Source organism: Pseudomonas oryzihabitans NBRC 102199 (assembly GCF_000730625.1).
Taxonomy (GTDB): domain Bacteria; phylum Pseudomonadota; class Gammaproteobacteria; order Pseudomonadales; family Pseudomonadaceae; genus Chryseomonas; species Chryseomonas oryzihabitans.
Genome location: NZ_BBIT01000021.1, coordinates 24,916 through 49,476, shown reverse-complemented (window position 1 = coordinate 49,476; position 24,561 = coordinate 24,916). Strand labels below are relative to the sequence as shown.

24 protein-coding genes are annotated in these 24,561 nt (G+C 68.8%); 5 read left to right on the top strand and 19 right to left on the bottom strand.

Annotated features, from left to right (window positions below):
- Nucleotides 1-44: 44 nt before the first annotated feature.
- Entirely contained in the window at nucleotides 45-1,004 is a 960-nt protein-coding gene (gene fdxH, locus POR01S_RS20810) for a formate dehydrogenase subunit beta (protein ID WP_042138123.1), read from the bottom strand.
- On the bottom strand, nucleotides 1,004-4,084 hold the full coding sequence (gene fdnG / locus POR01S_RS20805) for a formate dehydrogenase-N subunit alpha (protein ID WP_139346960.1): 3,081 nt from the start codon (nucleotides 4,082-4,084) through the stop codon (nucleotides 1,004-1,006). Before fdnG ends, fdxH begins: the two co-directional genes overlap by 1 nt.
- 459 nt (nucleotides 4,085-4,543) lie before the next feature.
- On the opposite strand from fdnG, the gene POR01S_RS20795 reads away from it, so the two are divergent.
- Together POR01S_RS20795 and POR01S_RS20790 are read left to right on the top strand one after the other, a co-directional pair.
- A complete protein-coding gene (locus POR01S_RS20795) occupies nucleotides 4,544-6,004 on the top strand; it encodes a SulP family inorganic anion transporter (RefSeq protein WP_042138121.1) in 1,461 nt (486 codons plus the stop codon).
- 60 nt (nucleotides 6,005-6,064) lie between these two features.
- Nucleotides 6,065-6,910, top strand: a complete 846-nt coding sequence (locus tag POR01S_RS20790; RefSeq protein WP_027598385.1) for a universal stress protein — start codon at nucleotides 6,065-6,067, stop codon at nucleotides 6,908-6,910.
- A gap of 18 nt (nucleotides 6,911-6,928) precedes the next feature.
- Here POR01S_RS20790 and arfB read toward each other — a convergent pair whose 3' ends face one another.
- The 5 genes from arfB to POR01S_RS20765 form a co-directional block, all read right to left on the bottom strand.
- Nucleotides 6,929-7,339, bottom strand: a complete 411-nt coding sequence (gene arfB / locus POR01S_RS20785; protein WP_037007065.1) for an alternative ribosome rescue aminoacyl-tRNA hydrolase ArfB — start codon at nucleotides 7,337-7,339, stop codon at nucleotides 6,929-6,931.
- 2 nt (nucleotides 7,340-7,341) lie between these two features.
- A complete protein-coding gene (locus tag POR01S_RS20780; RefSeq protein ID WP_042138117.1) occupies nucleotides 7,342-7,977 on the bottom strand; it encodes a DsbA family protein in 636 nt (211 codons plus the stop codon).
- 1 nt (nucleotide 7,978) lies between these two features.
- Nucleotides 7,979-8,932, bottom strand: coding sequence for an oxygen-dependent tRNA uridine(34) hydroxylase TrhO (gene trhO, locus POR01S_RS20775; protein ID WP_042138115.1), 954 nt, complete (start codon nucleotides 8,930-8,932; stop codon nucleotides 7,979-7,981).
- A 267-nt stretch (nucleotides 8,933-9,199) separates the two neighbouring features.
- Nucleotides 9,200-9,511, bottom strand: a complete 312-nt coding sequence (locus POR01S_RS20770) for a BolA family protein (RefSeq protein ID WP_007162358.1) — start codon at nucleotides 9,509-9,511, stop codon at nucleotides 9,200-9,202.
- Nucleotides 9,512-9,633: 122 nt separating this feature from the next.
- Nucleotides 9,634-10,170 (bottom strand): DUF2059 domain-containing protein, encoded by a 537-nt coding sequence (locus tag POR01S_RS20765; RefSeq protein ID WP_037006907.1) that lies wholly within the window; start codon nucleotides 10,168-10,170, stop codon nucleotides 9,634-9,636.
- A 171-nt stretch (nucleotides 10,171-10,341) separates the two neighbouring features.
- Between POR01S_RS20765 and POR01S_RS20760 the strand changes: the two genes are divergently transcribed.
- The 3 genes from POR01S_RS20760 (at nucleotide 10,342) to POR01S_RS20750 (ending at nucleotide 13,165) form a co-directional block, all read left to right on the top strand.
- Complete coding sequence (locus tag POR01S_RS20760) at nucleotides 10,342-11,736, top strand: class II fumarate hydratase (RefSeq protein ID WP_007162356.1); 1,395 nt, start codon at nucleotides 10,342-10,344, stop codon at nucleotides 11,734-11,736.
- Nucleotides 11,723-12,343, top strand: coding sequence for an NAD(P)H-dependent oxidoreductase (locus POR01S_RS20755; protein ID WP_042138113.1), 621 nt, complete (start codon nucleotides 11,723-11,725; stop codon nucleotides 12,341-12,343). Before POR01S_RS20760 ends, POR01S_RS20755 begins: the two co-directional genes overlap by 14 nt.
- A 261-nt stretch (nucleotides 12,344-12,604) precedes the next feature.
- The gene (locus tag POR01S_RS20750; protein ID WP_027598393.1) at nucleotides 12,605-13,165 is read left to right on the top strand and encodes an RBBP9/YdeN family alpha/beta hydrolase; all 561 of its coding nucleotides are present in this window, start codon (nucleotides 12,605-12,607) and stop codon (nucleotides 13,163-13,165) included.
- A 17-nt stretch (nucleotides 13,166-13,182) separates the two neighbouring features.
- Here the strand turns inward: POR01S_RS20750 and POR01S_RS20745 are convergent, their stop codons facing one another.
- The 12 genes from POR01S_RS20745 to POR01S_RS20690 are packed head-to-tail and all read right to left on the bottom strand — an operon-like array spanning nucleotide 13,183 to nucleotide 24,440.
- Nucleotides 13,183-13,875: a hypothetical protein gene (locus tag POR01S_RS20745; RefSeq protein WP_042138110.1), complete on the bottom strand. Its 693-nt coding sequence runs from the start codon at nucleotides 13,873-13,875 to the stop codon at nucleotides 13,183-13,185.
- The gene (locus POR01S_RS20740) at nucleotides 13,872-14,294 is read right to left on the bottom strand and encodes a hypothetical protein (RefSeq protein WP_042138109.1); all 423 of its coding nucleotides are present in this window, start codon (nucleotides 14,292-14,294) and stop codon (nucleotides 13,872-13,874) included. Before POR01S_RS20740 ends, POR01S_RS20745 begins: the two co-directional genes overlap by 4 nt.
- Nucleotides 14,291-15,457 (bottom strand): type II secretion system protein GspL, encoded by a 1,167-nt coding sequence (locus tag POR01S_RS20735; RefSeq protein ID WP_042138107.1) that lies wholly within the window; start codon nucleotides 15,455-15,457, stop codon nucleotides 14,291-14,293. Before POR01S_RS20735 ends, POR01S_RS20740 begins: the two co-directional genes overlap by 4 nt.
- A gap of 4 nt (nucleotides 15,458-15,461) precedes the next feature.
- The gene (locus tag POR01S_RS20730) at nucleotides 15,462-16,049 is read right to left on the bottom strand and encodes a type II secretion system protein GspJ (protein ID WP_042138105.1); all 588 of its coding nucleotides are present in this window, start codon (nucleotides 16,047-16,049) and stop codon (nucleotides 15,462-15,464) included.
- Nucleotides 16,046-16,387 carry a prepilin-type N-terminal cleavage/methylation domain-containing protein gene (locus POR01S_RS20725; protein WP_007162349.1) on the bottom strand — a complete coding sequence of 114 codons (342 nt, stop codon included), beginning with the start codon at nucleotides 16,385-16,387 and terminating at the stop codon, nucleotides 16,046-16,048. The genes POR01S_RS20730 and POR01S_RS20725 overlap by 4 nt, the downstream gene beginning before the upstream one ends.
- Nucleotides 16,384-16,842, bottom strand: coding sequence for a GspH/FimT family pseudopilin (locus tag POR01S_RS20720; protein ID WP_042138103.1), 459 nt, complete (start codon nucleotides 16,840-16,842; stop codon nucleotides 16,384-16,386). Before POR01S_RS20720 ends, POR01S_RS20725 begins: the two co-directional genes overlap by 4 nt.
- A gap of 6 nt (nucleotides 16,843-16,848) precedes the next feature.
- Nucleotides 16,849-17,289, bottom strand: a complete 441-nt coding sequence (gspG, locus tag POR01S_RS20715) for a type II secretion system major pseudopilin GspG (protein WP_027601436.1) — start codon at nucleotides 17,287-17,289, stop codon at nucleotides 16,849-16,851.
- Between the two features lie 23 nt (nucleotides 17,290-17,312).
- Nucleotides 17,313-18,518, bottom strand: a complete 1,206-nt coding sequence (gene gspF / locus POR01S_RS20710) for a type II secretion system inner membrane protein GspF (RefSeq protein WP_027598400.1) — start codon at nucleotides 18,516-18,518, stop codon at nucleotides 17,313-17,315.
- A gap of 24 nt (nucleotides 18,519-18,542) precedes the next feature.
- Nucleotides 18,543-20,000, bottom strand: coding sequence for a GspE/PulE family protein (locus POR01S_RS20705; RefSeq protein ID WP_042138101.1), 1,458 nt, complete (start codon nucleotides 19,998-20,000; stop codon nucleotides 18,543-18,545).
- Complete coding sequence (gspD, locus tag POR01S_RS20700; RefSeq protein ID WP_042138100.1) at nucleotides 20,000-22,006, bottom strand: type II secretion system secretin GspD; 2,007 nt, start codon at nucleotides 22,004-22,006, stop codon at nucleotides 20,000-20,002. The genes POR01S_RS20705 and gspD overlap by 1 nt, the downstream gene beginning before the upstream one ends.
- Nucleotides 22,003-22,770 (bottom strand): hypothetical protein, encoded by a 768-nt coding sequence (locus POR01S_RS23895; RefSeq protein WP_052382688.1) that lies wholly within the window; start codon nucleotides 22,768-22,770, stop codon nucleotides 22,003-22,005. The genes gspD and POR01S_RS23895 overlap by 4 nt, the downstream gene beginning before the upstream one ends.
- Entirely contained in the window at nucleotides 22,770-24,440 is a 1,671-nt protein-coding gene (locus POR01S_RS20690; RefSeq protein ID WP_042138099.1) for a bifunctional UDP-sugar hydrolase/5'-nucleotidase, read from the bottom strand. Before POR01S_RS20690 ends, POR01S_RS23895 begins: the two co-directional genes overlap by 1 nt.
- Between the last annotated feature and the right edge of the window lie 121 nt (nucleotides 24,441-24,561).

Below are 24,561 nucleotides of genomic sequence, written 5' to 3'. Positions count from 1 at the left end.
CGATCTCCCAGGACGCCCCCGGCCAAGCCGGGGGCGTACCCCTGCTAGGGCTGCTTGTCGTGCGGATCGAAGATCTGCACGGACGGACTCAGCTGCTTGACCTCGCCCCTGGGCGCATCGCCCTCGGGACGGGGCGGCGCCTCGACCACCTCGTCGTCGTCATCGGTCCGGTTGGGGCCGACACGCACGTAGTGGAAGAAGCCGGCCAGCACCGCCGCGCCCATGGCGAACAGCGCCAGGGGCTTGGTGAAGCCCTTCCACAGGCCCACCGTGGGGCTGATGGTCGGGTCCTTGGGCAGGTGGTTGTACAGCTGCGGCTGGTCGGCATGGTGCAGCACGTACATGACGTGGGTGCCCCCTACCCCAGCCGGGTCGTACAGACCGGCGTTCTCGTAGCCGCGGCTCTTGAGATCGACGATGCGCTCGGCGGCGTGCTCCTTCATGGCGCCCTTGGTGCCGAAGGTGATGGCGCCGGTCGGGCAGGTCTTCACGCAGGCCGGCTCCAGGCCGACCCCGACCCGGTCCGAACACAGCGAGCACTTGTAGGCCTTGTTGTCCTTCTTCGAGATCCGCGGGATATCGAAGGGACAACCGGCGATGCAGTAGCCGCAACCGATGCAGTGGTCCTGGTTGAAGTCGACGATGCCGTTGGCGTACTTGACGATGGCCCCCGGACTCGGACAGGCCTTGAGGCAACCCGGCTCGGCGCAGTGCATGCAGCCGTCCTTGCGGATCAGCCACTCCAGCTTGCCGGCCTCGTCCTCGTGCTCGGTGAAGCGCATCAGCGTCCAGGAGTCCGCGGTGAGGTCCGCCGGGTTGTCGTAGGTGCCATGGGTATGGCCCACCTCGTCGCGCAACTCGTTCCATTCCGAGCAGGCGACCTGGCAGGCCTTGCAGCCGATGCACTTGGACACGTCGATCAGCTTGGCCACTTCCGCCTGGGTGCGCACCGAGGTGTAGGCCGTGGTGGTCGCGGAGCGGGCATAGATATCCTGACTGGCCATCACGCTTTCTCCACGTTGACGAGGAACGACTTGAACTCGGGCGTCTGGGTATTCCCGTCACCCACGAAGGGGGTCAGGGTGTTGGCCAGATAACCCATCCGCGCCACACCGGAGAAGCCCCAGTGGATGGGGATGCCGACGTGGTGCACCGTCTCGCCGTTGACCTGCAGCGGACGGATCCGCTTGGTCACCACCGCCTTGCAGACGATGTGGCCACGCTTGGAGGTGACGCGCACCAGATCGCCGGCGGCGATGCCCTTCTGCTTGGCCAGCACCTCGCCGATCTCGACGAATTGCTCCGGCTGGATGATGGCGTTGAGGCGGCAGTGCTTGCTCCAGTAGTGGAAGTGCTCGGTCAGGCGGTAGGTGGTGGCCGCATAGGGGAAGTCCTTGCGATCGCCGAAGTCCGCCCAGTCATCCTTGAGCACCCGCGCCGCCGGGCTGTTCAAGGCCTTGCGGTTGTTGGGGTGCAACGGGTTGACGCCGATGGGGGTCTCGAACGGCTCGTAGTGTTCCGGGAAGGGCCCTTCGGCCATCTTGTCCAGGGCGAAGAAGCGCGCCACCCCTTCGGGGTTCATGATGAAGGGACTCATGCCATCGGCCGGCTTGGCGTCGATCTTGTAGTCGGGTACGTCGGTGCCGCCCCACTTCTGCGCCTTGTCGTTCCACCACACCAGCTTCTTGCTCGGGTCCCAGGGCTTGCCCTGGAGATCCGAGGAGGCACGGTTGTAGAGGATGCGTCTGTTGTTCGGCCACGACCAGGCCCAGCCCAGGGTCTGCCCCATATGGAAGGGATCGCTGTTGTCGCGCCGCGCCATCTGGTTGCCCTGCTCGGTCCAGGACCCGCAGAAGATCCAGCAACCCGAGGCCGTGCTGCCATCGTCCATCAACTGGCCGAAACCGGCGAGCTGCTGCCCGGCCTTGGCCGAGACCGCGCCCTTGGCATCCAGCACATCGGTGACGGCGTAGCCGTTGAACTCCTTGGCGAGTTCTTCCGGTGCCGGCTCCTCGGGCTTGGCGTAGGGCCAGGACAGCCCCAGGATGGGATCGGGGAAGGCCCCGCCCTCCCTGGCATAGGCCTCGCGCAGCTTGAGGAACAGCTCGGACATGATGGCGATGTCGCTGCGCCCTTCGCCGGGTGCCTCGGCACCCTTGTAGTGCCACTGCAGCCAGCGGCTGGAGTTGACCAGGGAGCCGTCTTCCTCGGCGAAGCAGGTGGTGGGCAGGCGGAACACCTCGGTCTGGATCTCGGCGGTGTTCACATCGTTGTGATCGCCGTGGTTGCGCCAGAACTCGGAGGTCTCGGTGGCCAGGGGATCCATGATCACCAGCCACTTGAGCTTGGACAGCCCGCGCATCACCTTGGCCTTGTTGGGGAAGGCGGCGATGGGGTTGAAGCCCTGGCAGACATAGCCGTTGACCTGGCCCTTGCCCATCATGTCGAAGTAGCGCAGGACGTCGTAGCCGGCACCGGTGACATCGACCTTGGGCAACCAGTGGTAGCACCAGTCGTTGTCCTTGGTGGCCTTGTCGCCGTACCAGGCCTTCATCAGGCTGACGTGAAACTTGCCGTAGTTCTGCCAGTAGCTCAGCTGCCCCGGGCGCAGCGGCTTGCTGGCGCGCTTGGTGATGAAGGCGTTGTAGTCCTGCTCGCCGTCGCCGCCGATGGTCAGGTAGCCGGGCAGTTGGATCGACAGCAGACCCAGGTCGGTGAGGCCCTGGATGTTGGAGTGACCGCGCAGGGCGTTCATGCCGCCACCGGGCATGCCGATGTTGCCCAGCAGCAGTTGCACCATGGCGCCGCAGCGGATGATCTGCGCGCCGATGGAGTGCTGGGTCCAGCCCAGGGCATAGAGGATGGTCATGACGCGACCGGGCGCCGAGGTCTCGGCGATTTCCGCCCAGACTTTCTGGATCGCCTCGGGCGGCGTGCCGCAGGTCTGGCTGGCCACCTCCAGGGTGTAGCGGCTGTAGTGCTGCTTCATCAGCTGGAAGACGCAGCGCGGATCCTGCAGGGTCGGATCGATCTTGACGAAGCCGTCGTCGCCGATCTGATAGCCCCAGTTCACCTTGTCGGTGTAGGTGCGCTTCTCCGCATCGTAGCCGTTGTACAGGCCGTCCTCGAAGGTGAAGCCTTCCTTCACCAGGAAGCCGGCGTCGGTGTAGTTGCGGACGTACTCCTGCTGGATCTTGTCGTTCGTGATCAGGTAATTGATCAGCCCGCCCAGGAAGGCGATGTCGCTGCCGGTACGGATCGGCGCGTAGTAATCCGCCACCGAGGCGGAACGGGTGAAACGCGGATCGACCACGATCAGCCGGGCGTTGTTGTGCGCCTTGGCTTCGGTGACCCATTTGAAGCCGCACGGATGGGCTTCAGCGGCATTGCCGCCCATGATGAGGACGAGATTGGCGTTCTTGATGTCGCTCCAATGATTCGTCATCGCACCACGGCCAAACGTCGGGGCAAGACCTGCCACCGTCGGGCCGTGTCAGACGCGCGCCTGATTGTCGAAGGCCAGCAGGCCCAGACTCCGTGCGATCTTGTGCGTCAGATAACCGGTTTCATTGGAGGACGCCGAGGCGGCCAGAAAGCCCGTGGTCAGCCAGCGATTGACCGTCTGGCCCTTGTCGTTGGTGGCGATGAAGTTGGCATCGCGGTCTTCCTTCATCAGGGTGGCGATGCGCCCGAGCGCCTCGTCCCAGCTGATGCGGGTCCACTCGTTGCTGCCGGGCTTGCGGACTTCGGGGTACTTGAGGCGATTGGGGCTGTGGATGAAATCCAGCAGGCCAGCGCCCTTCGGGCAGAGGGTGCCGCGATTGACCGGGTGGTCGGCGTCGCCCTCGATGTGAATGATGTTCTGGGCCACGTTCTTGGCCCGGTCGCCCATGCTGTACATGATCAGGCCGCAGCCGACCGAACAGTAGGGACAGGTGTTACGGGTTTCCACGGTGTGCGCCAGTTTGAAATGGCGCACCTGGTCGGCAAAGGCGGCTGTGGGAGCCATGCCTAACGCCGCCAGGCTGGATCCCGCAAGGCCGACTCCAGCGACCTTGAAGAATTGCCGACGGTTCATATCCACGGTTCTTATCCTCGTTCAGGCTGGGTCCGGTGCGTAGCCGGACCCTGCACAGAGAGTAACTCAACCGTTTGGCTTATCGAGCGCTTCGCTGTTGTCGCCGATCAATGGAAGTCGGCCTTCCGTCTCCTGATCCGCCGCGGTCTGACGAACGGGGTGGCGAGTGGGCAGCGGATCGCGACTGCTTATCCAGCGGATGTGCAAGGTCAGGGCCTGGCGAAAGGCGTCCGGTAGAGCGGTCCGCTGATCCTGTCGATTCGGCAGCGCCGGAAAGTCATGCTAAGCTCGCTAACTTTCCTCGCGATGCCTCGGACCCCTTCACCATGTCCAAGCGCCTGCCGACGCCGCCATAGCACCACCCCTCCCCCGGTAACCGCCCCTGCGGCGGCTGCCCGTGTCTTGCTGCCCTGTCGTCTCTCCGCGATCGCGCCCCGCCGCGCCATCGCCCGTTCTGGATACGCCATGAAAAGTGTCTCTCCCCGCGCCGACATCCTGGCCGGTCTCACCACGTCCTTTGCCCTGGTGCCCGAGTGCATCGCCTTCGCCCTGGTCGCCCATCTCAACCCGCTGATGGGGCTCTATGGCGCCTTCTTCATCTGTACCCTCACCGCCCTCTTCGGTGGCCGCCCCGGCATGGTCTCCGGCGCCGCCGGCTCCATGGCGGTGGTCATCATCGCCCTGGTGGTGCAGCACGGCGTGCAGTACCTGCTGGCCACGGTGGTGCTCGGCGGCCTGCTGATGATCGGCTTCGGTCTTCTGCGCCTGGGCAAGCTGATCCGCATGGTGCCGCACCCGGTGATGCTGGGGTTCGTCAACGGCCTGGCCATCGTCATCGCCCTGGCCCAGCTGGAGCACTTCAAGCAGGGCGAGACCTGGCTCAGCGGTACCCCGCTGTATCTGATGATCGGCCTGACCGCAGCGACCATGGCCATCATCTGGCTCCTGCCGCGCCTGACCCGCGCCGTGCCGCCGGCCCTGGCCGCCATCCTCGGCGTCGGCTTGGCGGTGCACTTCCTCGACCTGCCGACCCGTACCCTGGGCGACATGGCCCATATCGCCGGCGGCCTGCCGCGGCTGACGCTGCCCGACATCCCCTGGAGTCTGGAAACCCTGCAGATCATCCTGCCCTATGCGGTGCTGATGGCCCTGGTCGGCCTGCTGGAGACCCTGCTGACGCTGAATCTCACCGACGAAATCACCGAGAGCCGCGGCCGCCCCAATCGCGAGTGCGTGGCGCTCGGCGCGGCCAACCTGGCCTCGGGGCTGTTCGGCGGCATGGGCGGTTGCGCCATGATCGGCCAGACCATGATCAACCTGAGTTCCGGTGGCCGTGGCCGGCTGTCGGGGGTGGTCGCCGGCGTGCTGATGCTGCTCTTCGTGCTGTTTCTCTCGCCGCTGATCGAGCGCATTCCCCTGGCGGCGCTGGTCGGCACCATGTTCGTGGTCGCCCAGCAGACCTTTGCCTGGGCCTCGCTGCGGGTGCTGCACCGGGTTCCGCGCAGCGACATGCTGATGATCGTCGCCGTCACCGTGATCACCGTCTTCGCCGATCTCGCCACCGCGGTGCTCTGCGGCATCGTCCTGGCCGCGCTCAACTTCGCCTGGCAGCACGCCCGCCGGCTCTATGCCGACAGCCACCTGGAGGCGGACGGCAGCAAGAGGTACCAGGTGCACGGCACCCTGTTCTTCGCCTCCACCGCCACCTTTCTCAACCAGTTCGATCCGGCCGGCGATCCCGCGAAGGTCGTGGTGGACTGCCGCCACCTGAGTTTCGTCGACTACTCCGCGGTGGCGGCGCTGCATACCCTGCACGAACGCTATGCCAAGGCCGGCAAGCGGGTGCGGGTGCTGCACCTGTCGCAACGCTGCAAGCAGCTGCTGCGTCGCGGCGGGGTGACGGACGACCTCGCCCTCGGCGATTGAACCCCGGACGGCGCCGCCGGGTCTTTCCCAGCAATGTCCTGCTCCCGGAGATCCGCGGCCATGTCCAAGATCCTTGCCTGCCTCGACGGCTCGGCCGTCAGCGCCGCCGTCTGCGACTTCGCCGCCTGGGCAGGCCTCGCCCTGGATGCCCCGCTCACCCTGCTGCATGTACTGGATCAGCGCCGCTTCCCGCGGCCGGGCCAGGCCACGCCGCCGCTGCTGGTCAACCGCGAACACCTGCTCACCGAGCTGGCCGCCCTGGACGCGCAGCGCGGCAATCTCGCCGAAGACCAGGGTCGGCTGCTGCTCGATGCCGCCCAGTTGCGGGTAGAGGAGCAGCAGGCCCGCTGCGCCGGCGCCGTGCTGCAGCACGGTGACCTGATAGGTTCGCTGGAGAGTCTGCAGGAGGATTTCGACCTCATCGTGCTGGGCCGCCAGGGCGAGGACAGCCCGCCCAAGCGGCTGATCGGTCGCCATCTGGAGAGCGCCATCCGCCTCCTGCATCGCCCGCTGCTGGTGGCCGGCCACCTGTTCGTCAAACCCGACGGCGTGCTGCTGGCCTATGACGACAGCAGCAGCGCCCGCAAGGCGGTGACCTGGGTGGCCAACTGCCGACTGTTCGACGGCCTGGCCTGCCACCTGGTGACGGTTGGCCGCGACCGCGAAGAACGCCGCGTCGCCCTCGCTCGCGCCGCCGACGAACTCAGAGCCCGGGGCCGCACGGTCACCACCGCCATCACCGACGGCGACGTGGAGCTGGGCCTGGAGCGTTATCGCAAGCAGCACGGTCTCGAGCTGGTGGTGATGGGCGCCTTCGGCCACTCCCGCCTGCGCCACTTCTTCATGGGCAGCAACACCCGCAACATGCTGGAAGCCGCCGGCAGCGCGCTGATCGTGGTGCGCTAGCTCAGGCTCGCGCGCACCCTAGAAATCCACCCGTCCGCGACTGGCCTTGAGGCCGCTGCGACGCGACTTGCCTTCCAGGCGGCGCTGCTTGGAGCCGTAGGTGGGCTTGGTGGGTCGCCGTGGCTTTTCCTGGACGTTGGCGGCGGCGATCAGCGCGGCCAGGCGCTCCAGGGCATCGGCGCGATTCTGCTCCTGGGTGCGGTATTGCTGCGCCTTGATCACCACCACGCCGTCGCGGCTGATGCGCTGGTCGCGCAAGGCCAGCAGGCGCGCCTTGAGCGCTTCCGGCAGCGACGAGGCCTGGATGTCGAATCTCAGGTGGACGGCGCTGGAGACCTTGTTGACGTTCTGGCCACCCGCGCCCTGGGCGCGCACCGCGGTGAGCTGGATTTCCTGCTCCGGCAGCGTCAGACGCTCGTCGATGACCAGGGTCACGCCGGCTGCGCGCCGCGGCTGAGCCAGGCGTCCAGCAGCGGCTCCAGTTCGTCCAGCGGCTGGTAGCCGTTGGTGATCAGCGCCAGCTGGCCGTCCCGCTCGGCCAGCAGCGTGGGGAAACCGGCGATGCCCAGATTGAGTGCCCAGTCGAAGTCGGCCTGGGTGGCCTGGTGCGCCGCCTCACCGTCGAACAGCGGGGCGAATTCGATGCGCGGCAGGCCACAGGCCTCGGCCAGTTCCACCAGCAGCGCCGGCTGGGTGACGTCGCGGGCTTCGACATAGAAGGCTCGCTGGATGCGCTTGGCCAGCGGCCAGACGGCCTCTTCGTCGAGTTGGCGCGCGGCGACCAGGGCGCGGCAGGCCGGCTCGGTGTCGTACACCAGGCCTTCCGGCGGGCCCTGGTCGAGGGCGAAGGGCTGGCCAGTGGTCTCCTGTACCGCCTGCCAGTAGGCCAGGGTGCGTACCCGGCTGGCGGTGTCCTGGGCCACCCGCTCGCGGCGCAGGCCGCCGACCACCAGCTGCAGGGGGATGTCCTGGGCAGCCGCCCGCTCGGCCAGGCGCTCGACCACCGGGGCGAAGCCCCAGCACCAGGAGCACATGGGGTCCATCACATAGAGCAGGCGACCGGTCATCCTAGACCTCCTCGAGGCTGGGCGTGGCGTTGAGCCGCGGATCGCGGCCGATGGGGTGGGGTTCGTTGCGCAGACGCGCCAGTTCGATCTGCTTCTGCCGCTCGCGAGCGCCAGCGCGGGTCTTTTCCGACAGCGAATCCCAGCAGTGCGGGCAGCTGATGCCGGGGCTGTAGTGCGGCGACTGCATGTCTTCCGGCGAGACCGGCGTGCGGCAGGCATGGCACTGGTCGTAGACCCCTTCGGCGAGGTCATGGGTCACGGTCACCCGGTTGTCGAAGACGAAGCACTCGCCCTCCCAGCGCGACTCGGCCGCGGGCACCTCTTCGAGGTACTTGAGGATGCCGCCCTTGAGGTGGAAGACCTCGGGAAAGCCCTCCTGAAGCATGAAGCTCGACGCCTTCTCGCAGCGGATGCCGCCGGTGCAGAACATGGCGACCTTCCGGTGCCGGGCCGGATCGAAGTGCTCGCGGATATAGGCCGGGAAATCGCGGAAGCTCTTGGTCTTGGGATCGATGGCGCCCTTGAAGCTGCCGATGCCCACCTCGTAGTCGTTGCGGGTGTCGATCACCAGCACCTCGGGATCGTCGACCAGGGCATTCCAGTTCCGGGGTTCGACATAGGTCCCCACGCGCTGGTTGGGATCGACGCCGGGCACGCCTAGGGTGACGATCTCCTTCTTCAGCTTGACCTTGGTGCGATAGAAGGGCTGCTCGGCGCAGTAGGATTCCTTGTGGTCGATGTCGACCAGGCGCGGATCGGCGCGCAGCCAGGCGAGCACGGCATCGATGCCCGCGCGGCTGCCGGAGACGGTGCCATTGATGCCTTCCTCGGCCAGCAGCAGGGTGCCCTTGACGTCGTTCGCCAGGAGGGTCTGCAGCAGGGGTTCACGCAATTGGACGTAGTCGTCCAGGGTGACGAACTTGTACAAGGCCGCCACGACAATCTTGTCGGTCATCTTCGGGTTCCCAGGGGTCGCCCTCGCAAAGGGCGGACCGGTTAGAACCTGTTCATGACCTGCTGCGCGTCGGCCAAACTGCGTTGAAAAGGTCTTTGGAATGCTCATTTACCACTCGTAAACTCCGCTTCCTCAGCCCTTTTCGCCTTGTTTGTCTCTAGCTCGCGAGGTCATGAAACAGGTTCTTTGACGAAAACGCCGGCAAGGATGCCGGCGCCGATCAAATTTTAACCAATACAGGCTGTCGCTGAACAGGGCTGGCGGGACTCAACCCGCCAGGTCGTGCTTGCTGCCGCCGCGGCAGGTGGGCGAATCCGGTGCCTGCCCCTGGGCCGCCCACTCTTCCGGGGTGTAGGTGTGCAGCGCCAGGGCATGGAACTGGCCCATGAGTTCGCCCAGGGTGCCGTAGACCTTCTGGTGGCGCTTCACCGCGTTGAGACCGGCGAAGTGCGGGCTGACCACCACCGCCTTGTAGTGGGTCTCCTGGCCGCGACTGTGCATGTGGCTTTCGTCCAGCACCTCCAGGTGCTCGGGTTGCAACAGGCCCAGGCTGGACTGGATACGTTCGCGCATGCTCATGGGGATACCTCGACTGTAAGAACCCGCATTCTAACGGGCTGGCGGCCCGCCCGGAATCGCTCCGGTCGGCCCTCAGACGACAAAGCCCGGAACAGGTCCGGGCTTCGTGGCAACGGCGGGAATCAGCGCTTGGCGGGCGGCGGCGCGTTCTCGGCACCGGCCGGCGGCTTCACGCCCAGCTCCTTGTCCATCTCGGCGAGGATGCCGTTGACCTTGGGTACCGCCTGCTCCAGCTTGGCCTGGGTCAGCTGGGCGGACTGCGCCGACAGGCGCGGCAGGGTGGCGATCATCTTCTTGCCCAGATCGGACTGGTAGAACTTGATCAGGCCTTCCAGCTCGTCTTCGGTGAAGTTGTCGGTGTACAGCTTGACCATCTCGGGCTTGATCTTTTCCCAGCCGATGGTGCTGTCCAGCGCCTGGTTGGCGCGGGCGGTGTAGCTTTCCAGCACGGCCTTCTTGGCCGGCGCCTTGGCCTGCTCGAAGTGCTGGGCGAAGAGTTGCTGGACCTGGGCATAGACCGGCGTGGTCAGCTTGTCGGCGTTGGCCAGCTTGAGAAAGCGCTCCGCGTCGGCCGCGTGGCTCTTGGCATCGGCCAGGGCGAAGCTGCTGGCGCTGGCGAGCACAACGACGGCGCCAAGCGTACGGAGGGTCTTCTTCATGGGCATCCTTCAGGAGGCTGAAAATGGACCGCGAGTGTGCCACAGAGCGGCTGAACCTGGCCTGAACTTGGTGAGGATCCGCAGCCATTTGAGAATACTTCCCATTTGGGAACCCTGGCGCTAACCTGCTGCCCAAGTTAGCTGGACCCTACCTCATCAACGGAGACCGCCATGAGCCGCACCGAAACCGATAGCATCGGCCCCATCGAAGTAGCCGACGACGTCTACTGGGGTGCCCAGACCCAGAGGTCGCTGGAAAACTTCGCCATCGGCAACCAGCAGATGCCGCTGGCGGTGGTGCATGCCCTGGCGACGGTGAAGAAGGCGGCCGCGCGGGTCAATCTGCGCCTTGGCGAGTTGCCGGAAGACGTCGCCACCCTGATCGAGAAGGCCAGCAGCGAGATCCTCGACGGTTTCCATGACGACCAGTTTCCCCTGGTGGTCTGGCAGACCGGCAGCGGCACCCAGAGCAACATGAACGTCAACGAGGTCATCGCCGGGCGCAGCAACGAACTGGCCGGCAACGGCATGGGCGGCAAGAAGCCGGTCCATCCCAATGACCACGTCAATCGCGGGCAGAGCTCCAACGACTGCTTCCCCACCGCCATGCACATCGCCACCGCCCTGGCGGTGCAGAACGACCTGCTGCCGGCCATCGCCGAGCTGTCCGGCGGCCTGGCACTGCAATCGGCGCGCTACCAGAACCTGGTCAAGACCGGCCGCACCCACATGATGGACGCCACCCCGGTGACCTTCGGCCAGGAGCTGTCGGCCTTCGTCGCCCAGCTGGATCTGGCCGAGCGGGCCATCCGCAACGCCCTGCCGGCGGTCCTGGAACTGGCCCAGGGCGGCACCGCCGTGGGCACCGGTCTCAACGCGCCCAAGGGCTTCGACGAAGCCATCGCCAAGGAAATCGCCGAACTCACCGGTCTGCCCTTCGTCACCGCACCGAACAAGTTCGCCGCCCTCGCCGGCCATGAGCCGCTGGTGGCCCTGCACGGCGGCCTCAAGACCCTGGCCGTGGCCCTGATGAAGATCGCCAACGACCTGCGCCTGCTGGGCTCCGGTCCGCGCGCCGGCTTCGCCGAGGTGAAACTGCCGGCCAACGAACCGGGCAGCTCCATCATGCCGGGCAAGGTCAATCCCACCCAGTGCGAGGCCCTGTCGATGCTGGCCTGCCAGGTGATCGGCAACGACGTCACCGTGGGTTTCGCCGCGAGCCAGGGCCATCTGCAGCTCAACGTCTACAAGCCGGTGATCGCCCACAACGTGCTGGAATCCATTCGCCTGCTGGCCGATGGCTGCCGCAACTTCAACACCCATTGCGTCACCGGCATGGAGCCGGACGAGCACAAGATGGCCGAGCACCTGGAACAGGGGCTGATGCTGGTGACGGCGCTCAATCCGCACATCGGCTACGACAAGGCCGCCGAGATCGCCAAGAAGGCCTATGCCGAGAACAAGACCCTGCGCGCCGCCGCGCTGGAGCTCGGCTACCTGACCGATGCGCAGTTCGACGAATGGGTACGTCCGGAAACCATGCTGGAAGCCGGTGGCCGTGGCTGAGGCACGCGGCGCCACGCCGCTGGAAGGGGATGGCCGGCGCCTGCTGGTCATCCAGGGCAATCCCAAGCGCACCAGTTTCTGCCAGTCGCTGGCCGATGCCTATGTCCAGGGCGCCCAGGCCAGTGGCCAGGTGGTGCGCCAGCTCAAGCTGGCCGACGCCCAGTTCGATCCGGTGCTGCGCGAGGGCTATGACCTCTCGCAGACGCTGGAGCCGGATCTGCTGGAAGCCCAGCGGCAGATCCACTGGGCCGAGCACCTGGTGTTCATCTACCCGGTGTGGTGGAACGGCCTGCCGGCGGTGCTGGCGGGCTTTCTCGAGCGCGTGCTGCAACCGGGCTTCGCCTTCGCCCAGCGCGACCAGACCTGGGGCGGCGAGCCGCTGCTGACCGGCCGCAGCGCCGAGCTGCTGGTCACCTCCGACACCCCGCCCTCCCCCTGGCAGCGCCTGCGCAACCATGCGCCCCATCGCCAGGGCATCCAGGAAGGCCTCGAAGCCTGCGGCATCCAGGTGCTGCAGGTGCACGAGTATTCGCCGGTGCGGGCGGCGGACGAGGAACAGCGGCTGCGCTGGCTGCAGGAAGTGGAACGGTTGGGGCGGAACGAGTAGTTGGTTTTTTTGATCGCGGCCATGGCGGTCCGCCGACGCGGCCGCTCCTACACGAGACGGATATTTCCGTAGGAGCAGCCATGGCCGCGATCCACAAAACGCCGAAGTTCCGTAGGAGCGGTCGCATCGGCGAACCGCCACGATCGCGATTCCGCCACTGCATACCAAGGCGTAAGGCATAAACAAAGCGCCTTTTATTCTTTCTCCTACGGATCGACCGTCGGCACTATTGATGCTCCCTTTCCCCCGCGGAGCACCGCCATGACCCGCTATCTCATCCTTCCCGGTTGGCAAGGCTCCGGTCCCGAGCATTGGCAGACCCACTGGCAACGCCGCCTGCCGGATGCCCGTCGGGTCGAACAGGACGACTGGCAGCGTCCCGATCCGCAGCGCTGGGTCGCCGCCCTCGACGCGGCCATCGCCCAGGCCAATGCGCCGGTGGTGCTGATCGCCCATAGCCTGGGGTGCGTGACCGTCGCCCGTTGGGCGGCCAGCGCGCCGGTGGCCCGCCGGCAGCGGGTGCTGGCGGCCTTGCTGGTGGCGCCGGCCGATGTCGAACGTCCGGGTTGCCCCGTGGAGCTGGTGGGTTTCGCCCCCTTGCCACGCCAGCCGTTACCCTTCCCCTCGCGGGTGGTGACCTCGGACAACGACCATGCCATCAGCCTGCCGCGGGCCGAAGCCCTGGCGCAGGCCTGGGGCAGCGAACTGGATGTCCTGCCCGGTGCCGGCCATATCAACACCCGCTCCGGGCATCGGCAGTGGGAGGAAGGCCTGCTCCACCTGGCGAAGCTGGGGTCGAGCCAGGGCCTGCGCGTCGCCTGATCCCTGCCCTTCCAGATTCAGAAGCGCCCCATCACCTGGCTCTGCCCGGGCCTGAGCCAGCCGATGTTCTGCAGCACCGACGCCATGTCGCTGCCGGGCTGCGCCGTGCCCTGCACCTGCCCGCGCCAGTTGGCCAGGCTCAGGCGCAGTTCCAGGCGATGTTGGCCGGTGCGCTCGAAGACGCCCTGCAGCCAGGGCGCCGTCTGGCAATCCACCTGCAGCCGGGACTCGCCCAGGGCGAGACGCCGGGGCGCCAGGAGCTGCAGGCCATCGCCCTGCCATCCGCCACCCGCCGCCTGGCAACGTCGCCAGCTGCCTGCCAGGCGTACCTCGCCCACCAGCCGACCGGCGAGCAGCGCGCTGCCCGGCGCCTGCAGCCAGCGCAGGTCACCTCCGGCGAGATCGGCCTGCCACCGCCAGGGCCAGCCGCTGAGGACCATTGCCCAGGGCGCAGCCTCGGGCTCGCCGATCCTGACCTGCAACCGGCCCGGCCAGCGCAGCTGCCATTGCCAGGGTCCGGCACCGCCGCCCGACCAGTCGAGGCGCTGCATGCCGCCGCCTAGCAGGGAACCCTGCAACCCCACCGGGGTGACCTGGGGCGGTAGCAGCCGCGGCAGCCAGTCCGCCGCGGGCCAATAGAGCAGGCAGCCCAGGGCGAAGATCAGCAGGGCGAACAGGGTAACGACCAGGCGCGCGAGCCAGTGCATCATGGCGTCCGCCCCACCAGCACCGCCAGGACGTCCAGTTCGAAGGCCACGCCCCCTGACTGGCTGCGAATCCTGAGGGTCTGCGGCAACCAGCCGCGTGCCCGCGCCCAGGCCTGCAGCCGTTCCACCGCAGCGATATCCGCCGCTTCGCCACGCAGGTGCCAGACCGGCTCGGCCAGGGTCAGGGCGCTGAAGGTCACCCCGCCTACCGCAGCGCGCCAGTCCGTCTCCTGCAGCGGCTGGGCGACCGGCAGTGCCCGGGCCTCTGCGGCGAGGCGGACCCAGTCCACCGAGGCCGGTCGGCCCCCTGGAGTGGGGCGCAGCCAGAGGATGGCGGCCAGCAGCAGAATGACCAGGCCGCCGAGGGCCAGTCGCTGGCGTTCGGCAGGCAGCCGCTGCCAGCGCTGCAAGAGGGTGCTCATGGTCGTTTCTCCGTCGGGACTGCCAGGCGCAGGGTCAGACGTCCGGCCTGCCGTTGCCACTGCAGGGTAGCGAATTCCTCGCCGAGTCGGCTGCGCAAGGTCTTGTCCAGACTGGCGGGCCCTTCCAGCACCAGCTGGATGCCCTGCTCATCGAGCGACCACTCCACCAGACGCAGCCCTGGTGCGCTGGTCAGGGCGGCGCCAAGGGGCTCCCTGAGGCGCTGCCAGAGGCGCCACTGGCCCTCCAGCTGCCGCCGGGTGCGGCTGGCCAACTGGAGTTCGCGTTCGGCGCGGCCGGCCTGGAGGCCGTCGCTGGCCAGACCCAGCCGTTGGGCGACATAGGCCCGGTCGAGCTGGGCCAGTCGCCACTGCTGGACCTGTTGCAGGCCCAGGTGCAGGATCGCCAGCACCGCGGCCGCGGCCATGCCCAGCACCAGCGGACGCGGCAGGCCCAGCGCGGGCCGACTGCGACGCTGGCCCTGGCGCGGCCAGAGATCCTGGGGCGCAAAGCCGGCGACGGGCTGGGGCCAGAGCGGATCGCCGGAGGCCTCGGGCCCGGCTTCGAGCATCGCGGCCAGGGCGGGCGGCAGACTGGCTTCGAGGGCGTGCGGCCAGGTCAGCCAGACCTCGTGGCCCTCGACGCGGGTCTTGAATCTCAGGCCTTCGCCCAGGCGCAGGCCGATCCCGCTCTCGGCGGTGGGCTCGGGCAGCAGCTGGAAGTCGACCCAGCAGGCCGCCACCGTCCAGCCGCAGGCGGCGCAGTGCTCACGCCAGGCCTCCAGCAGCGCCCGATCCAGGGCCAGCAGGCGCAACCGACCCGGGCTGCGCCCCAGGCAGACCAGGTGCTGGTCACTGGCCTCCGCCAGCAGCTGGTCCTCCAGCAGCAGGCCCCATTCGTGCGGACGCAGCCCCTTGGGCGCGGCGACATCGAACAGGCTGCAGTCTTCGCCATGCAGCAGCAGGGTCACCGGCTGGGCGGACGCGGGCAGCGCTGCCGCGGCTTGCAGCTGGCCGTCCTGAAGGCGCGCGGCCACCAGCGGATTGTCCGGGCCCGGCGGACCGGGTCGCCGCGTACGCAGGAGCAGCCGCGTGGAGCTGTGGGCGGGGCTGAGGTCGCGGCGCAGCAGGGGCAGCAGGCGCCCGAGCGGGAGGGAGGCGAGCATGGGGTCAACCTGTCTGAGGCAGGGCGAAGGTACAGACATAGCCGGCACCCTGCAGGGTAAAGGTCAGCCGTACCCCGTTGGCGGGTTCGGCCGGGGGCGGATAGGCGAGCCAACGACCGCCGCCGTGGAATTCCAGTTGCAGGCGCTCGATGCCGGACTGATCGAACACCGGTTGCCAGACCGGGGCCTCCACCGCATCCAGCTCGGCACTGCGCCAGAGTCGCAGCCGTTCCTGGGCGGCATCCCATTCCAGGCGTTGGCGGCGCAGGCGACCGGCGCCCTGCCCCGCACTCAGCGGCAGGCTGTCCAGGGCGACCCAGTCCAGGCGGTTCTCGGCGGGGCGCCAGTCCAGCAGGGCGTTGTGCAGCGGCAACCGGTGCTCCTGCAGCGGGCGCAGGACCAGACCACCCAGGCGCCGCTCCAGCAGGCCGCAGAGGTCCAGCACCCGGGCGTTGGTCGATTCCCGCGCGGCCAGGCGACCGCGGGCGTCGAGCCAGAGATTGACCAGACTGCCGAGCAAGACGGCGAGCAGCGCCGTGAGGGCGATGGCCAGCAGCACCTCGATCAGGGTCATGCCCGCCTGGTTTCTCATGGCTGGACTCCGGCCTGGATCGGCCAGTCGCCCAGGCTTCGACTGAGCGCGGCATCGGCATAGAGCGTCAGCCGCCCGCCGAGGGGGCCGCTTGCGCCCTCCAGGCGCCAGTAGCAGCGTTCGCCACCCTGGTTCAACTCGCCCTGGCCGGTGGCCAGGCCCTCCACCTGCGCCCGGGCAGTGAGTTCACGTGCGCACAGCTGGGCCAGCTCGCGGGACTGGGCGACCCCGGCGATGTCCAGTCGCTGGCCGATCACCTGGCTGACGCCCACCGCCATGAAGGCGACGATGGCCAGGGCCACCAGCACCTCCAGCAGGGTGAAACCGGTCTGCTTCATGGCTGCTCCACCGAGGCGCGGCCGCGCCCGTCGACCACCAGCAGCCACTGCCGCTCGTCTTCGGCAAAGGCCAGGCGCTGGCCCTGGGTATCGCCATTCGGCCACCAGATCAGCCGCGGCTGGGCACTCACCGGCTCGGCCAGTTGCAGACCACTCGGCCAGCGCCCGTCCGGCAGATCGGCACTGGCCAGGGGTTGCCAGCGTGGCCCGCGGGTGTCGGCCACCAGTTGCAGATAGCGAAAGCCGGTGGCGTCGGCCTGCCAGCCGAGGATGCGGCCGCTGCGGCGGGCGGTGTCCCGCGCCAGCTGGAAGTCGCCCGCCAGACTTTCCAGGCGCCACTGCCCGGCCGGGCTGCCGCCGCCCAGGCGCGCCACGCCTACGGCGGTGAGCAGGCCGACGATCAAGAGCACGACCATCAGCTCCAGCAGGGTGAAACCGCCCTGGCGCCCCGGCATGGCAGCTCAGAGGGTCCAGTTGCCGATGTCGGCGTCGCTGCCCTCGCCGCCTTCGCGACCGTCGGCGCCGAGGCTGTAGAGATCCACTCGGCCATGTTCGCCGGGGATGCGATAGCGATAGGCGGCGCCCCAGGGGTCTTCCGGCAGGCGACGGATATAGCCGTCGGCGCGGTAGTTGCGCGGCTCGGGGGCCTGGGTCGGCTTGCTCACCAGGGCGGCCAGGCCCTGCTCGGCGGTGGGATAGCGCAGGTTGTCCAGGCGGTACATGTCCAGCGCCTGCTCCAGGCTGGCGAGATCGGCGCGAGCCTTCTGCTGCATGGCCTTGTCCTGGTTGTCCAGCACATTGGGCGCGACGATGGCCACCAGCAGGCCGATGATGAAGATCACCACCATGATCTCGATGAGGGTGAAGCCGGCCTGGCGGGCGGGTACGGCATAAGAGCGCATCGCGAAAGTCTCCTTGGGGTGCATCAGAGGTTGAGCGCCTGGTTGAGCTGCATGATGGGCAGCAGGATGGCGAGGACGATGGCCAGCACCACGCCGCCGAGGATGAGGATCAGCACCGGTTCGAACAGCGCCAGGGCCAGGTCCACCTGCTGGTTGAAATCCCGCTCCTGAGCATCCGCAACCCGCTCCAGCATGGCGTCGAGGGTGCCGCTGGCCTCGCCGCTGGCGACCATGTTCACCAGCAGCGGCGGAAACACCGCGGTGCGATCCAGCGCCCGGCCGAGGCCGGTACCGGCGGTGACCTGCTCGATGGCGGCGTCCAGGGCGTCACCCAGGACCTGGTTGCCCAGGGTGGCACGACTGACCTGCAGGCCTTCGAGCACCGGGATGCCGCTGCCGACCAGGATCGCCAGGCTGCGGGTCAGGCGGGCGCTGTCGAGGGTGCGCAGCAACTCGCCCAGGCGCGGCAGGCGCAACAGCTGGCGATGCCAGCGTCGCCGCCACAGGACCTGGCGCAGCAGGCGCTGCAGACCGACACCGGCCAGCACCAGCAGACCCAGCAACCAGGGCCCAAAGACCAGCAGGCCATCGCTGACGGCCACCAGGGCGCGGGTGATCCAGGGCAATTGCAGGCCACTGTGGATGAATTGCTCGGTGAGCTTGGGCACCACGAAGGTCATCAGGCCGGCCACCACGGCGATGGAGACCAGGGCCAGCGCCAGGGGATAGATGAGCGCGGTACGCGCCTTGTGGCGCTGGCGCTGCACCCGTTCGAGATAGTCGGCCAGGCGTTCCAGCACCGGGCCCAGGCGCCCGGCCCGCTCCCCGGCGGCCACCAGGGTCAGGTACAGCGGATCGAAGGTGCCGGGATGGCGACCCAGGCTGTCGGCCAGGGTGTAGCCCTCGCGCACCTGGCCCAGCAGATCCAGCAGCAAGGCCTTGAGCGCCGCCTGGCGACTCTGGCGCTCGAGCATCTGCAGGGCCTCGGCCAGGGGAATGGCGGCGCCCACCAGGGTCGCCAGCTGGCGGGTGAAATCGGTGCGGCTGTTGGCGTCCAGCCGTCCGCCGCGACCGCGCGCGCCGCGCACCGGACCGCTCGCCTGCACCTCGCGGGGAAAGAGGCCGCGCTCGCGCAGCAGCTGGCGGGCGTGGCGCTCGCTTTCGGCCTGGATGACATCGCGCTGGCGACGCCCGTCGCCGTCCAGCGCCAGGTAGCGGTAGGCCGGCATCAGCGCAGCGCTCCGCCGAGTGCGTTACTGGTGCGCCGCACGCAGCACCTCCGCCAGGCTGGTCTCGCCCGCCGCCAGGCGCGCCAGGGCGCCCTCGGCCAGGGTCGCGCGGCGGCCTTCCAGCAGTCGCGCCATCTCGCCTTCACCGGCGCCTCGATAGATGAGCTCGGCCAGTTCGGCGTCCAGGGCGACGAATTCATAGAGCCCCAGGCGACCGCGATAGCCACTGCCGTTGCACGCCGCGCAGCCCTGGGGCTCGCGCAGCCGTTCGAGGCCGGCCAGCCCCGGCAGGAGCGCCTGCTCGGCCGGGCGCAGCGGACGCCAGGCAGCGCAGCCACAGAGCCGCCGTACCAGCCGCTGGGCCAGCACCCCCTTGAGGCTGGAGGCCAGCAGGAAGGGCTCCACGCCCATGTCGCGCAGCCGGGTAATGGCGCCCAGGGCGCTGTTGGTATGCAGGGTGGAGAGCACCAGGTGACCGGTGAGACTGGCCTGCACGGCGATGCCGGCAGTCTCCACGTCGCGGATCTCGCCGATCATGATGACGTCCGGGTCCTGGCGCAGGATGGCCCTCAGGCCGCTGGCGAAGGTCAGGCCGGCACGGGGGTTGACCGGGGTCTGGCCGATGCCGGGCAAGGCATATTCCACCGGGTCTTCCACGGTGAGGATGCTGCGGCTGCCCTCGTTGAGCAGGCCCAGGCTGGCATAGAGGGTGGTGGTCTTGCCCGAGCCGGTCGGCCCGGTCACCAGCAGGATGCCGTTGGGCTGGGCCAGGGCACCACGCAGGCCAGTGTCTATGGCCGGCGGCAGGCCGAGGCGCGCCAGCTCCAGCAGGCTGGCCTGCTTGTCGAGGATGCGCATCACCACCCGCTCGCCGTGGACGCCGGGCAGGGTCGAGACGCGGATGTCGACGTCCCGGCCGCTGGCCCTCAGGGTGATGCGGCCGTCCTGGGGCTGGCGCTTCTCGGCGATGTCCAGCCGCGCCATGACCTTGATCCGCGATACCAGCATGGCCGACAGGGCCCGCGGCGGGCGCAGCAATTCGCGCAGCACCCCATCCACCCGCACCCGCACCACCAGTGCCTGCTCGAAGGTCTCCACGTGCAGGTCGGAGGCGTCCAGGCGCAGGGCCTCGGCGAACAGGGCGTTGATCAGGCGGATCACCGGTGCCTCGCCAGCGCTGTCGAGCAGGTCCTCGACCCGCGGCAACTCCTCCATCAACCCGGCCAGGTCGACGGTCTCGCCCAGGCCTTCCACCAGGGCTTCGCTGGTGGCCTGGCCGGCTTCGTAGAGCGGCCCCAGGCGCTGCTCGAAGACCTCGCGGGGCAGCCAGTCGCAGCCCAGGGGGGGACCATGGCGACGCTGTACTTCCTGCAGCAGGGCCAGATCGGCATCCGTACGGCACAGCAGCCGATAGCCGTCGGGCGCGGCGGCCAGGGCGATACCGGCCTGGCGCGCCAGGCGATAAGGCAGCGTCGGTGTCATCAGAGGCCGTCCAGGCGCGCCCGCGCCGAGGGATAGAGACTCTGCAGGGTGGGCGCGCCGCGACTGCCCGGCGGGGTGGCCGGCAAGGCAGCGGCCGGGGCGGCGGCGCGCATGCCGCGATACTTGTCCTCGCTGATCTGCTGCACCAGCGCCGGATCGCGCAGGATGCGCGGGCGGATGAACACCACCAGATTCTGCTTGGTGCTGGAGCGGGTGCGCGACTTGAACAGATTGCCCAGCACCGGCACGTCGCCCAGCAGCGGCACCCGCTGGTCGCTGTCGTTGCCTTCGTTGCTGATCAGGCCGCCGAGGACGATGAGGCCGTTGTCCTCGACCATCACCGTGGTCTTGATCTCACGCTTGTTGGTGACCACGTCGCTGGCGCGCACGTTGTCGGCCAGCGACGAGACCTCCTGGACGATCTCCATGCGCACGGTGTCGCCTTCGTTGATCTGCGGCTTGAGGCGCAGCTTGACCCCCACCTCGCGGCGCTCGATGGTCTGGTAGGGATTGGCGTTGTTGCTGGTGACCGAACCGGTGACGAAGGGCACCTCCTGGCCGACCATGATCGAGGCCTCGGCGTTGTCCAGGGTCAGCAGCGTCGGCGTCGACAGCAGGTTGAAACCGCTCTCGCTGCGCATGGCCTGCAGCAGGGTGACGAAATTCAAACCGCTGCCACCGATGCGCCCGACCCCGGCGGAGATGCCCTGCATGCCCGACAGCAGACTGCCCAGGGCGGTGGTGTCCTGGTTGGCCGCGGCGGCGGCGATGCCGTTGATGGGCGTGCCGTTGGTGAAGTTGACGCTGCCCGCCGGCAGGTTGCCGTTGCGGTCGAGAAACAGCCACTGGACACCCAGCTGGTTGGCCTTGGTGTCGGTGATCTCGGCGATGATGGCTTCCACCACGACCTGGGCGCGGCGGATATCCAGCTGGCTGATGATGCGCTTGTAGCCGGCGAGCTCCCGTGGCGGACCGATCAGCACGATGGAGTTGGTCCCCATGTCCGCTTCCAGACGAATACCGGGCGCCCCCGGCACCAGCGTCCCGCCGCTCTTGGGCAGCGGGCTTTCCCCTTCTGCTCCACCATCTATAGGGGTGGTATTACCAGCGACGGGTGCCGCGGGAATCTCCACCCGTGCCTCCTGGGTAACCTCGCCGCTCAGGCCGCGCAGCACCTTGACCACCTCGCCGGCCTTGGCGTGGTGCAGATAGACCACCTCGGTGTCGCTGGCCGCATCGCGAGAGACGTCCAGTTCGGCCACCAGCCGGCGCACCTGGCGGCGCACGGCCTCGTCGCCGCGCACCATGAGAGCATTGCTGCGGGCGTCCGCCAGCACCTGGACACCACCACCGGCCTGGCCGCGACTGGCCAGCAGCCGCTCCACCAGCGGCGCGGTGTCGCGCGCCTGGGCATGGCGCAGGGTGATCATCTCCACCGGCTCGTCGCGGCCGCGGTCCAGCCGCGTCAGTAGCTGACCGATGCGACTGAGGTTGCTGCGCCAGTCGGTCACCACCAGCAGGTTGCTGGCCGGATAGGGCGTGGCCACCCCGACCCGGGCGTCCATCAGCGGACGGACGATGCCCAGCAGCTGTTCGAGATTGCCACCGCGCACGGCGAACACCCGGGTCGCCACGGTATCGCCGGCCCCGGCCTTGGCCGGGGCGCCGTCATCCAGCTCCACCGGCAGCGGCTCGGTACGGGCGGCCTGGTCCGGCAGGATCTTCACGCTGCCGTCGTCCAGCTCCACCGCGGCGTAGCCGTTGGCGCGCAACTGGGCCAGGGCCAGGGCATAGACATCGTCGGCGGCCAGGGGCTGGGCGCTGCGCACCGTCAGGGTGCCGCGCACCCGGGGGTCGATGACGAAGTTGGTGCCGGTGATGCGCCCGACGCTTTCGATGAACAGATCGATCTCGGTGTTCTCGAAGTTGACCTCGAAGCGTTGTTCGGCCTGGGCGCCGAGCAGGCAGAAGGCGAGGAGCAGGCCGCAATAGCTGCGTTTCTTCACAGGGACAGTCTCACGGGTAGGGCCAGGGCACGCCCCTGACGTTCCAGTTCCAGGGTCAGGGCGCCGGTGGCGCGCCAGTGCGGCAGGCGTTGCAGGAGCGCCCGGGTATCGGCCACGGGGACGGCGTCCACCCGGCGCAGGACGTCGCCGGGCTCCAGGCCCAGGCCACTGAAGAAGGCCGGCTCGGCGCCGGGTTGCAGGCGGTAGCCGGTCAGCTCGCCATGCTCGCGCACCGGGGTGGCGCGAATGCGCCTGAGCAGAGTGGCCAGGTCACCCTCCTCCGCGCTCGGCAGGGGCGCGGCCTTGATCGGCGCCGGCTTGGCCGTACCGCTGGCGGCGAGCCCGACGAGTTCGCGCGGCGCCGGCCAGGGCAACCGCTCTTCGCGATCGCCGCGGGTAAAGACCAGGCCCTGGGCGTCGATGGCGGTCAGCACCAGACCGGGCGCCAGGCTGTCGCCCAGCACCAGGGACAGCTGGCGATCGCCGTGGCGCAGCACCACCACCGAGCCGTCGATGGGCACCGCCTTGATCGCCCCGACCCACTGGATCGGCAGGCTGCTGGGTGCGGCCTGGCTGGCGGCGCGCCAATGGCCGGCAAGCAGATCGGCCGCCGGTGCCGCCTCGACCTGGGCGCTGGGCGCGGGCGTCGGCAGCCACAGCAGGCGCAGGTCGCAGACCACCCGGGCCGCCAGCCAGGCGGCGATGCCCAGCCACAGCAGGGTCAGCAGCCGCAGCGCCAGGGGATGGATGAGCAGGCGCGCCATCAGGCCAGCGACTCCAGACGGCGGCGCAAGGCAGCCAGCGGATGCCAGCCCGGATGACCCTCGACGAACTCCAGGCGTGGCGGCGCCAGGGGTACCAGGCCCCAGTCGGCGGGCCGGGCGCGCAGATAGGCTTCGAGGCGCTGCCACAGCGCCTCGCCGGTGCCGAGTTCACGCCCCAGGGCAAAGGTGCGACAGGTAAAGGAGGCGCCCAGGGGTGCCTGCAGCGGTCCGATGCGCTGGCCGCGCGGCGCGCCGTAGCGGCAGGTCCACTGAACGCCCAGCAGCCGCGGCAGATCCTGGCTGTTGTCCAGCAGCAGGGGTTCGCCGAAGCGGTTGTCGGCGGCCTCTTCCAGAAGCGTGCGCAGGCCGTCCGCCGAGGTGGGCAGATCCAGCACCGTGGCCTCGTGGCCGCCACAGAGGGCGATCAGGTGCTCGCGGGTGATCCAGTCGCCCCGCCGCAGGGGCAGGTCATATCTGAGCCCTGGCAGCAGCACCGGCTGCGCATCGCCACCGCCCAGGGCCGCGGCGATCAGGGCATCCCAGCTGCCGCCGAGCAGGTCGCGGCGCCAGAGGTCCACCGGCGCCCGTGCCAGGCGCTGGTCGAGCCAGCCGGCATGGGGCGCCCGGGCCCGCGCCAGTTGCCGCTGATAATGTTCCAGCAGGGCTCGATCCGAGACGCGCTCGGCCTGCACCGGATGGAAGACGGCGTCCAGGCGCCAGCCGTCGCGACCGCCCCGGCAGCGGATCTCGAAGATACCGACGCCGCGGCAGCCCGGCAGGCACACCGGCAGCGGACGCCCGCTGCCGCGCATCACCGGGATCAGTTCCGGCCAGAGATCCTGGCCGCGGGCGCAGAGCAGCAGGTCCGCTTCCTCCAGCCGCTCGGCCAGCCACAGGCCCGGCCCGCTGCCGACATCGGCCAGCACCACCAGCAGATCGGCCTTGCCCCGGGCCTCGGCCAGCACCGGGCGCAGTCGGGCATACCAGTCGGCCAGCGGCGCCTGCTGGTCGCTGGCATAGGGATCGGTCACGCCGACCAGGGCGATGCGCACCCCGTCGCGCTCGATCAGGGCGAAGGGGGCGACGCCCAGGGCGGTGCGCTGGTCTTCGGTAAGGGTGGCGCCCAGCACCGGGCGACCATAGCGGCGATAGAGGGCGGCGCTGCGCTCGGGCCAGAGCAGGCGCTCGTCGCTGCTGACACGGACCTCGCTGCCCAGCAACTGGCTGCCCTCGACCCCGGCCTCGCCGCGGGTCAGCTGGGTCAGGCCGCTGCCGTTCCAGCTTTGGCCGTTTTCCAGGGTCAGGCTACGGATCGCGCCCTGGCGGGTGCGCAACTGGGTCAGCTGGCAGGCCAGGGCGGCATAGCCACCATAGCGCTGGCCGTCGCCACGCCCGGCATCCAGCAGCGGTGCCAGCGCGGGAGCGAGACGAGCCGCGTCGGCGCCGGTACGCCAGGGCGCGGCGCCGATCCGCCCGGCCGGCCCGAGCCGCACCCGCGGCACCACCGGCCAGCCGGGTTCGCGGGCATCCAGGGTGTCGGCGACATAGAGCAGCTGCAGATCGGTGTCCGCCGGACTGGCGGAAAAACCCCGGGCACAGCCACCCAGCAGGGGTGCCGTGGCGCCCGCCGCGAGCCAACCCAAGACCTGGCGTCGTGCCCAGTTGCCCATCCGATGTCTGCCTTGCGCGCTTAAATGAGGGCGGCATCCTAGGCGGCGAAAAGCTACAAATTCATGACAAAACAGCAGGTTACAAACTGTTACAGCGCGACTGCCGGGAAATGACCGGCTG

Excerpts from the sequence above, each read along its gene's own strand:
- fdxH (WP_042138123.1), bottom strand. The coding sequence starts at position 1,004 with ATGGCCAGTCAGGATATCTATGCCCGCTCCGCGACCACCACGGCCTAC.
- POR01S_RS20795 (WP_042138121.1), top strand. The coding sequence starts at position 4,544 with ATGAAAAGTGTCTCTCCCCGCGCCGACATCCTGGCCGGTCTCACCACG.
- POR01S_RS20790 (WP_027598385.1), top strand. The coding sequence starts at position 6,065 with ATGTCCAAGATCCTTGCCTGCCTCGACGGCTCGGCCGTCAGCGCCGCC.
- POR01S_RS20780 (WP_042138117.1), bottom strand. The coding sequence starts at position 7,977 with ATGACCGGTCGCCTGCTCTATGTGATGGACCCCATGTGCTCCTGGTGC.
- trhO (WP_042138115.1), bottom strand. The coding sequence starts at position 8,932 with ATGACCGACAAGATTGTCGTGGCGGCCTTGTACAAGTTCGTCACCCTG.
- POR01S_RS20770 (WP_007162358.1), bottom strand. The coding sequence starts at position 9,511 with ATGAGCATGCGCGAACGTATCCAGTCCAGCCTGGGCCTGTTGCAACCC.
- POR01S_RS20765 (WP_037006907.1), bottom strand. The coding sequence starts at position 10,170 with ATGAAGAAGACCCTCCGTACGCTTGGCGCCGTCGTTGTGCTCGCCAGC.
- POR01S_RS20760 (WP_007162356.1), top strand. The coding sequence starts at position 10,342 with ATGAGCCGCACCGAAACCGATAGCATCGGCCCCATCGAAGTAGCCGAC.
- POR01S_RS20750 (WP_027598393.1), top strand. The coding sequence starts at position 12,605 with ATGACCCGCTATCTCATCCTTCCCGGTTGGCAAGGCTCCGGTCCCGAG.
- POR01S_RS20745 (WP_042138110.1), bottom strand. The coding sequence starts at position 13,875 with ATGATGCACTGGCTCGCGCGCCTGGTCGTTACCCTGTTCGCCCTGCTG.
- POR01S_RS20740 (WP_042138109.1), bottom strand. The coding sequence starts at position 14,294 with ATGAGCACCCTCTTGCAGCGCTGGCAGCGGCTGCCTGCCGAACGCCAG.
- POR01S_RS20735 (WP_042138107.1), bottom strand. The coding sequence starts at position 15,457 with ATGCTCGCCTCCCTCCCGCTCGGGCGCCTGCTGCCCCTGCTGCGCCGC.
- POR01S_RS20730 (WP_042138105.1), bottom strand. The coding sequence starts at position 16,049 with ATGAGAAACCAGGCGGGCATGACCCTGATCGAGGTGCTGCTGGCCATC.
- POR01S_RS20725 (WP_007162349.1), bottom strand. The coding sequence starts at position 16,387 with ATGAAGCAGACCGGTTTCACCCTGCTGGAGGTGCTGGTGGCCCTGGCC.
- POR01S_RS20720 (WP_042138103.1), bottom strand. The coding sequence starts at position 16,842 with ATGCCGGGGCGCCAGGGCGGTTTCACCCTGCTGGAGCTGATGGTCGTG.
- gspG (WP_027601436.1), bottom strand. The coding sequence starts at position 17,289 with ATGCGCTCTTATGCCGTACCCGCCCGCCAGGCCGGCTTCACCCTCATC.
- gspF (WP_027598400.1), bottom strand. The coding sequence starts at position 18,518 with ATGCCGGCCTACCGCTACCTGGCGCTGGACGGCGACGGGCGTCGCCAG.
- POR01S_RS20705 (WP_042138101.1), bottom strand. The coding sequence starts at position 20,000 with ATGACACCGACGCTGCCTTATCGCCTGGCGCGCCAGGCCGGTATCGCC.
- POR01S_RS23895 (WP_052382688.1), bottom strand. The coding sequence starts at position 22,770 with ATGGCGCGCCTGCTCATCCATCCCCTGGCGCTGCGGCTGCTGACCCTG.
- POR01S_RS20690 (WP_042138099.1), bottom strand. The coding sequence starts at position 24,440 with ATGGGCAACTGGGCACGACGCCAGGTCTTGGGTTGGCTCGCGGCGGGC.